The 6,743-nt window shown below is 70.0% G+C and carries 9 protein-coding genes; 4 read left to right on the forward strand and 5 right to left on the reverse strand.

Going from position 1 to position 6,743, the window contains the following annotated elements:
* Window positions 1-62 precede the first annotated feature (62 nt).
* The 3 genes from AC1DYN_RS06575 to AC1DYN_RS06585 are packed head-to-tail and all read left to right on the forward strand — an operon-like array spanning window position 63 to window position 2,516.
* Complete coding sequence (locus tag AC1DYN_RS06575; RefSeq protein WP_477958316.1) at window positions 63-935, forward strand: 3',5'-nucleoside bisphosphate phosphatase; 873 nt, start codon at window positions 63-65, stop codon at window positions 933-935.
* Between the two features lie 7 nt (window positions 936-942).
* Complete coding sequence (locus AC1DYN_RS06580) at window positions 943-1,872, forward strand: DMT family transporter (RefSeq protein WP_477958317.1); 930 nt, start codon at window positions 943-945, stop codon at window positions 1,870-1,872.
* An 11-nt stretch (window positions 1,873-1,883) separates the two neighbouring features.
* Complete coding sequence (locus AC1DYN_RS06585) at window positions 1,884-2,516, forward strand: L-threonylcarbamoyladenylate synthase (RefSeq protein WP_477958318.1); 633 nt, start codon at window positions 1,884-1,886, stop codon at window positions 2,514-2,516.
* A gap of 1 nt (window position 2,517) precedes the next feature.
* On the opposite strand, the gene AC1DYN_RS06590 is transcribed toward AC1DYN_RS06585, so the two are convergent.
* The 5 genes from AC1DYN_RS06590 to ybaK form a co-directional block, all read right to left on the reverse strand.
* Window positions 2,518-4,092, reverse strand: coding sequence for a methyl-accepting chemotaxis protein (locus AC1DYN_RS06590; RefSeq protein WP_477958319.1), 1,575 nt, complete (start codon window positions 4,090-4,092; stop codon window positions 2,518-2,520).
* A gap of 103 nt (window positions 4,093-4,195) precedes the next feature.
* Window positions 4,196-4,408 (reverse strand): hemin uptake protein HemP, encoded by a 213-nt coding sequence (gene hemP / locus AC1DYN_RS06595; protein WP_477958320.1) that lies wholly within the window; start codon window positions 4,406-4,408, stop codon window positions 4,196-4,198.
* A gap of 74 nt (window positions 4,409-4,482) precedes the next feature.
* Entirely contained in the window at window positions 4,483-4,842 is a 360-nt protein-coding gene (locus AC1DYN_RS06600; protein ID WP_477958321.1) for a RidA family protein, read from the reverse strand.
* The gene (plsY, locus tag AC1DYN_RS06605) at window positions 4,839-5,528 is read right to left on the reverse strand and encodes a glycerol-3-phosphate 1-O-acyltransferase PlsY (RefSeq protein ID WP_477958322.1); all 690 of its coding nucleotides are present in this window, start codon (window positions 5,526-5,528) and stop codon (window positions 4,839-4,841) included. Before plsY ends, AC1DYN_RS06600 begins: the two co-directional genes overlap by 4 nt.
* A gap of 37 nt (window positions 5,529-5,565) precedes the next feature.
* Window positions 5,566-6,057, reverse strand: coding sequence for a Cys-tRNA(Pro) deacylase (gene ybaK, locus AC1DYN_RS06610; protein WP_477958323.1), 492 nt, complete (start codon window positions 6,055-6,057; stop codon window positions 5,566-5,568).
* Window positions 6,058-6,153: 96 nt separating this feature from the next.
* Between ybaK and AC1DYN_RS06615 the strand changes: the two genes are divergently transcribed.
* Window positions 6,154-6,743: PAS domain-containing protein (locus tag AC1DYN_RS06615; RefSeq protein ID WP_477958324.1), on the forward strand; the 590-nt coding region annotated here is incomplete at its 3' end.

Raw genomic sequence — 6,743 nt, forward strand, 5'->3', positions numbered from 1 at the left:
ATGGGCATCCGGGCGACAACCCTATCGGGGCACGGCGGACGGCGGCTCCCTACAATCCCCCTGTGAGCCAACCTGCTGTATGGACCAACGCCGACCTGCACTGCCATTCCGCGGTGTCGGACGGCACGCTGCAACCCGAGGAACTGGCCGCGCGCGCCAAGGCCAACGGCGTCGAGCTGTGGGCGCTGACCGACCACGATGAGGTCGGCGGCCAGCAGCGGGCCCGCGATGCGGCGCTGGCGCTCGGGCTCCCCTACCTCACCGGCACCGAGATCTCGGTCACCTTCGCCGGCATCACGGTGCACATCGTCGGCCTCGGCTTCGATGCCGACAACCCCGCGCTCACCGCCGGCCTGGCGGCCACGCGCGGCGGGCGCGAACAGCGTGCACGCGAGATGTCCGACGGGCTCGCGATGGTCGGCATCCGCGGCGCCTACGACGGCGCGCTCAAGTACGTCGGCAACCCGGAGCTGATCTCGCGCACGCACTTCGCGCGCTTCCTGGTCGAGACCGGCGCCTGCCAGGACACGCACGAGGTCTTCCGCAAGTACCTGGTCGAGGGCAAGCCCGGCTACGTGCCGCACCGCTGGGCAAAGCTGGGGGACGCGATCCGCTGGATCCACGACGCGCACGGCATCGCGGTGATCGCCCACCCGGGCCGCTACAAGTTCACCGCCAACGAGGAGTACGCGCTCTTCACCGAGTTCAAGGCCCATGGCGGGCGCGGCGTCGAGGTGATCACCGGCAGCCACGGCACGGCCGATTTCCTGAAGTACGCCGACATGGCGCTCGAGTTCGACCTGCTCGCGTCGCGCGGCTCCGACTTCCACAGCCCCGACGAGAGCCACGTCGACCTGGGCACGCTGCCGCCGCTGCCGGGCCGGCTGACGCCGGTGTGGGAGGCGCTGGCCGACCGGGTGCAGCTTCCTTCGTGAAAGCGCGGTGTTGAAGAAGCAGCGCCCCGCGCGGGGCATCGCGCTGATCGCGCTGGCGGCGCTGTGCTTCGCCACCATGGACACGACGATCAAGTACCTCGGCGCCTTCCTGCCGGTGCTGCTGATCCTGTGGGCGCGCTATGCGTTCCAGGCGGTGTCGATGGGGATCTGGCTGCTGCGCTCGAAGACAGCAGGCTTTCGCAGCGAGCACCCGCGCTTCCAGCTGGCGCGCGGCGCGCTGCTGCTGGCCACCAGCGCGCTCAGCTTCTTCGGCGTGCAGCAGATGCCGGTGGCCGAGTTCACCGCGATCAACATGCTGACGCCGGTGGTGGTGACCTTGCTCGCGTACTGGGTGCTGCACGAGCGCGTGTCGGCGCTGCGCTGGGCGCTGGTGTCCGCGGCCTTTGCCGGTGCGCTGATCGTGATCCGCCCGGGCAGCGGGCTGTTCGGCTGGGCGGTGCTGTTCCCGCTCGCCGGCGCGCTGACCTACGCCAGCTTCCAGGTGCTGACCAGCAAGCTGTCGGCGCTGGAGAGCCCCTACACCACGCATTTCTACACCGGCCTGACCGGCGCGCTGGCGCTGACGCCGGTGCTCGCGTTCAGCGCGATCGACACCGACGGCGTGCTGCTGGCGGCGCCACCGCAGCAGCTGGCGCTGCTGCTGGCCATCGGCGCGCTGGGCACGGTCGGCCACCTGTTCCTGATCCTCGCGCTGGGGCTGGCGCCGACGGCGACGCTGATGCCCTTCATCTACCTGCAGATCGGCGTCGCCGCGGCAGTGAGCTGGGCGGTGTTCCGCTACGTGCCGGACGGCTGGGCCTGGATCGGCATGGGCGTGATCGCGGTGTGCGGCGCGGCCAGCGCCTGGCTCAACATGCGGCAGACGGCGACGCAACCCGCGACGTCCACAGTGGCGGCCGACACGATCGCGGATTAGCATCGCGGCCCATGCCCCAGTACATCGAGGTCCATCCCGACAACCCGCAGCAGCGCCTGCTGAAGCAGGCCGCGCAGATCCTGCATGCCGGCGGCATCGCCGCGGTGCCCACCGATTCGAGCTACGCGCTGGTCTGCCACCTGGACGACAAGGCGGCGGCCGAGAACCTGCGTCGCATCCGCGGCGTCGACGACAAGCACCACCTGACGCTGCTGTGCCGCGACCTGTCCGAGCTGTCGAGCTATGCGCGCGTCGACAACAAGCAGTACCGGCTGATGAAGCATGCGACGCCGGGGCCGTTCACCTTCATCCTGGAGGCGACCAAGGAGGTGCCGCGGCGCGTCTCGCACCCGTCGCGCCGCACCATCGGACTGCGCGTGCCGGACCACAAGATGCTGCAGGAGCTGCTGGAGATGTTCGGCGAACCGCTGCTGTCGACCACGCTGATCCCGCCGGGCGAGACGGAGCCGCTGAACGACCCGGACGAGATCCGCGAGCGCTTCCAGGGGCAGGTGCAGGCGGTGGTCGACGCCGGGGCTTGTCCGCGCGAGCCGACGACGGTCGTCGACCTGACCGGCGAGGAGCCGGTGCTGGGGCGGCTCGGCCGGGGCGACCCGGCCTTGCTGGGCCTGGTCGTCGCCTGAATCAGGCCGGCGCGAGCTGCTCGTCGCCGTTCAGCTTGAACAGGCGCACCGCATCCACCAGCCGCGCCGCCTGCTGCTGAAGGCTGTCGGCGGCCGCGGCCGACTGCTCGACCAGCGCCGCGTTCTGCTGCGTCACCTGCTCGATCTGCGTCACCGCCTCGCTGACCTGGCCGATGCCGGCGGTCTGCTCGCCGGTGGCATTGCTGATCTCGCCGATCAGCACCGCCACCTGCTTCACCTGCGCCACCACGTCCTTCATGGTCGAGCCGGCATCGCCGACCAGCTGTGCACCGGCCGCGACCTTCTCGACGCTGGCGCCGATCAGCGCCTTGATCTCCTTCGCCGCCTGCGCGCTGCGCTGGGCCAGGCTGCGCACCTCGCTCGCGACCACCGCGAAGCCGCGGCCCTGCTCGCCGGCACGCGCCGCCTCGACGGCCGCATTGAGCGCCAGGATGTTGGTCTGGAACGCGATGCCGTCGATCACGCCGATGATGTCGCCGATCTTGCGCGAGCTGGCGCTGATCTCGTCCATCGTCGTCACGACCCGGCCCACCACCTCGCCGCCCTGCACCGCCACCAGGCTGGCCGAGCTGGCGAGCTGCGTGGCCTGGCGCGCGGTGTCGGCATTCGCCCGCACGGTGGCGGTGATCTGCTCCATCGACGCGGCCGTGCGCTGCAAGTTGGACGCCTGCTCCTCGGTGCGCTGCGACAGGTCGGCGTTGCCGCCGGCGATCTCGCTGGAGCCGGTGGCGATGCTGTCGGACCCCGCCCGCACCGTGCCGACCACGCGCACCAGGCTGTCGTTCATCGCCTGCAGCGCGCTCAGCAGCTGGCCGGTCTCGTCGCCGCTGTGGACTTCGATGCGCGAGGTCAGGTCGCCGGCCGCCACGGTCTCGGCCACCTGCACCGCGCGCCGCAGCGCGCCGGTGATCGAACGGCTGATCACGAGGCTGATGACGATGCCGCACAGCCCGGCCATGCCGGCCAGCGCGATGGTCACGATGCTGGCGGTGCGCCCGGCGGCTTCGGCCTGCGCGGCGGCTTCCTGCATCCGGGTTTCCTGGTAGCGCACCAGGTCGAGCGAGGCCGCCAGGTAGGCGTCCTGCAGCGGCTTGACTTCCTTCAGCAGGAAGCTGCGCGCCGCGTCCGGCAGGTTGGCCTGCAGCAGCGTGACGACCTTCTGGCGCTTCTTGACATAGGCCTCGCCGCTTTCCTGCAAGGCCTTCAGCAGCTCGTCGCCTTGGGGCGTGCTGCCGGTGGCGGCAAGCTTCTCCTTGGTCTTGCCGATCTCGCGCGTGGCCTCGCTCACCTTCGTGATGTAGGCCTTGACCTCGGCATCGTCGCCGACGGCCAGCACCGCGCTGCGCAAATGGTTGGCCTGCTTGTTGACGCCGCGGTCGATCTCGTTGGCCAGCGCGATCTGGCCGTAGCCGTCGCTGACGATCTCGGCCGTCGCCGCGTTGATGGCACGGATGCGCGACACGGCCACGCCGGTGATCAGCGCCAGCAACAGGATCACGAAGCCGAAGCCCACCCCCAACCGCGTCCCGATCTTCATTCGGTTGACGAATTTCATGTTGTCTCCTGAGGATCAGGAGGCTATCGGCGGGGCTGACGCCGACTTGAGCGGCGTCAGCCGGCCCGCGCGACTTACGGCACGTGCGGGCGACGCCAGCGGATCACTTGGTCAGGATCAGCTTGTTGAGCGAGGTCAGGCGCAGCCGGTATTCGGAGTCGCCATGCTTGATGATGACCTCCTTCTCGCCATCCAGCACCTCTTCGCTGGTGAGTCGGCGAACCGGCACGCCGGTGCGCGAGGCACCGTTCAGTCGGGCGGACGCCACCGGCAGGCTGCCGGCGGCGAGGGGCTGGGTGGTGGTGATGGTGTGCATGCGGCCAGTGTAAATGCGAACAGTTCGCATCCACAAGCCGCATCGACGCCGGCAGGGGTATTTCCGCTGCCGGCTCAGGCCTTCAGTGCCGCGGTGACGACGATCTCGATGCGGTAGGCCGGGTTGGCCAGCTTCGCCTGCACGGTGGCCCGCGGCGGCGCGTCGCCGGGCGCGACCCAGTCGTCCCAGACCTCGTTCATGCCGGCGAAATCGGCCATGTCGGCCAGGAAGATCTGCGCCATCAGGATGTGCGCGTTGTCGGTGTGCGCCTCGGCGAGCAGCTTGTCGACCATCGCCAGCACCTGGCGCGTCTGGCCCCGGATGTCCTGCGTGGTGTCGTCGGGCACCTGGCCGGCGAGGTAGACCGTGCCATGGTGGATGGCCATGTCGGAATAGCGGTCCTCGACGTGGAAACGCCGCACGGCGTGGGTCATGGCTTGGCTCCGTGGTGATGTTTTGGCGGGTGCTTCTTCGGTTTGTGGGCGGTGGCCGCTGCGGCCGGCGGCGCCGGCTTCTTGCTGCCCAGCTTGCTCTCGGTGCCGGCGATCAGCTTCTGGATGTTGGGCAGGTGGCGCCAGATCAGCAGCAGGCTCATCGCGACGATGGCCGCCGCAATGGCGCCGCCGTCCCAGATCAGCAGCTGGTAGACCGGCGCGAACACCGCGGACACCAGCGCGGCCAGCGACGAGTAGCGGAAGAACGCCGCGATGATGACCCAGGTGAGCAGCGTCGCGGCGCCGAGCCAGGGGTTGAAGGCAAGCAGCACGCCGGCCGCGGTGGCCACGCCCTTGCCGCCCTTGAAGCGGAAGAACACCGGCCACAGGTGGCCGACGAAGGCGGCCAGCCCGACCAGCGCGACCGTGCCCTCCTGCAGCCCGAAGCGCGCGCCGAACAGCAGCACCAGCAGCACCGGCACATAGCCCTTCAGCGCGTCGAGCAGCAGCGTCAGGATGGCGGCGGTCTTGTTGCCCGAGCGCAGCACGTTGGTGGCGCCGGGGTTGCCCGAGCCGTAGCTGCGCGGATCGTTCAGGCCCATGGCCCGGCTGACGATCACGGCGAACGACAACGAACCGATCAGGTAGGCCGCGATCACGGCGGCAACGGTGGTGAGGGTCTGCATGCGGCGTCTGGCAGGAAGTGGCTGGGGCCCGGGGCGCCTATTCTGCACCGGCACACTGCACCGGCTGCGCGGCCAGCAGCGCGGTCAGCACGGATGGCGGGATGCCGACCAGGTAGCCGCGCCGCCCGCCGTTGATGTAGATGCGCGGCAACGCGAGGATGGTCGATTCGACGTACACCGGCATCGCCTTGCGGGTGCCGAACGGCGAGGTGCCGCCGACCAGGAAGCCGCTGTGGCGCTGCGCCACCTCGGGCTTGCAGGGCGCGACTTTCTTCGCCCCGATCTGCCGCGCCAGGTTCTTGGTGCTGACCTGGCGATCGCCGTGCATCAGCACGATCAGCGGTGCCGCCTTCTCGTCCTCCATCACCAGCGTCTTGACGACGTGGTGCTCGTCGACGCCGAGCTGGCGCGCCGACTCGGTGGTGCCGCCGTGCTCGACGTAGTCGTACAGGTGCTCGGTGAAGCTGATGCTGCGCTGCCGCAGCAGCTGCGTGGCCGGGGTCTCCGACGCGTGGTCCTTGCGTGCCATGCCGCGAGTTTAGGGAGTTTCCATCCCCTCGCCGCGGGCGGGCCGTGACATCATGGCCGCAGCATCAGGGTGGGCGTGTCGCATGCGGAGCAAGCCATGGACAACGACCGTCAACACGGAGCCGAGGTGCGCGAGGCGCGCGCCGCGCTGCGGGATGAGCGTGACCGGCTGGCCCTGATCGCCGCCATCGCCCCCAGCATCATCCACACCTTCCGCATCGCGCCCGACGGGCATTTCAGCTTCCCGTTCGGCAGCGAGCGCCTGGCCGACGAGGTCTACGGGCTGTCGGCCGAGGAACTGCGCGAATGCGCCGACGGGCTGGTGCGCTGCGTGCACCCGGACGACCTGCAGCGCGTGAACGACAGCGTCTCGCGCTCGCGCCGCGAGGGCACGCCCTGGCGCTGCGAGTTCCGCGTGCTGCACCCGCGGCGCGGCGAGCGCTGGATCGAATCGCATTCGACGCCGCTGCCCGAGGCCGACGGCGGCACGGTGTGGCATGGCGTGCTGACCGACGTCACCGGGCGCAAGCGCGCCGAGCAGGCCTTGTACGAGAGCCGCGCGCAGCTGGAAACGGTGTTCGACAACCTCGGCGAGGGGCTGGTGATGTGCCAGCTCGACAGCGTGCTGTCGAACTGGAACCGCGCGGCGCTCGCGCTGCACGGCTTCGACAGCCTCGAAGAGGCGCG

The organism is Rhizobacter sp. P2_D12 (assembly GCF_056404395.1).

Excerpts from the sequence above, each read along its gene's own strand:
- AC1DYN_RS06585 (WP_477958318.1), top strand. The coding sequence starts at position 1,884 with ATGCCCCAGTACATCGAGGTCCATCCCGACAACCCGCAGCAGCGCCTG.
- AC1DYN_RS06590 (WP_477958319.1), bottom strand. The coding sequence starts at position 4,092 with ATGAAATTCGTCAACCGAATGAAGATCGGGACGCGGTTGGGGGTGGGC.
- hemP (WP_477958320.1), bottom strand. The coding sequence starts at position 4,408 with ATGCACACCATCACCACCACCCAGCCCCTCGCCGCCGGCAGCCTGCCG.
- AC1DYN_RS06600 (WP_477958321.1), bottom strand. The coding sequence starts at position 4,842 with ATGACCCACGCCGTGCGGCGTTTCCACGTCGAGGACCGCTATTCCGAC.
- plsY (WP_477958322.1), bottom strand. The coding sequence starts at position 5,528 with ATGCAGACCCTCACCACCGTTGCCGCCGTGATCGCGGCCTACCTGATC.
- ybaK (WP_477958323.1), bottom strand. The coding sequence starts at position 6,057 with ATGGCACGCAAGGACCACGCGTCGGAGACCCCGGCCACGCAGCTGCTG.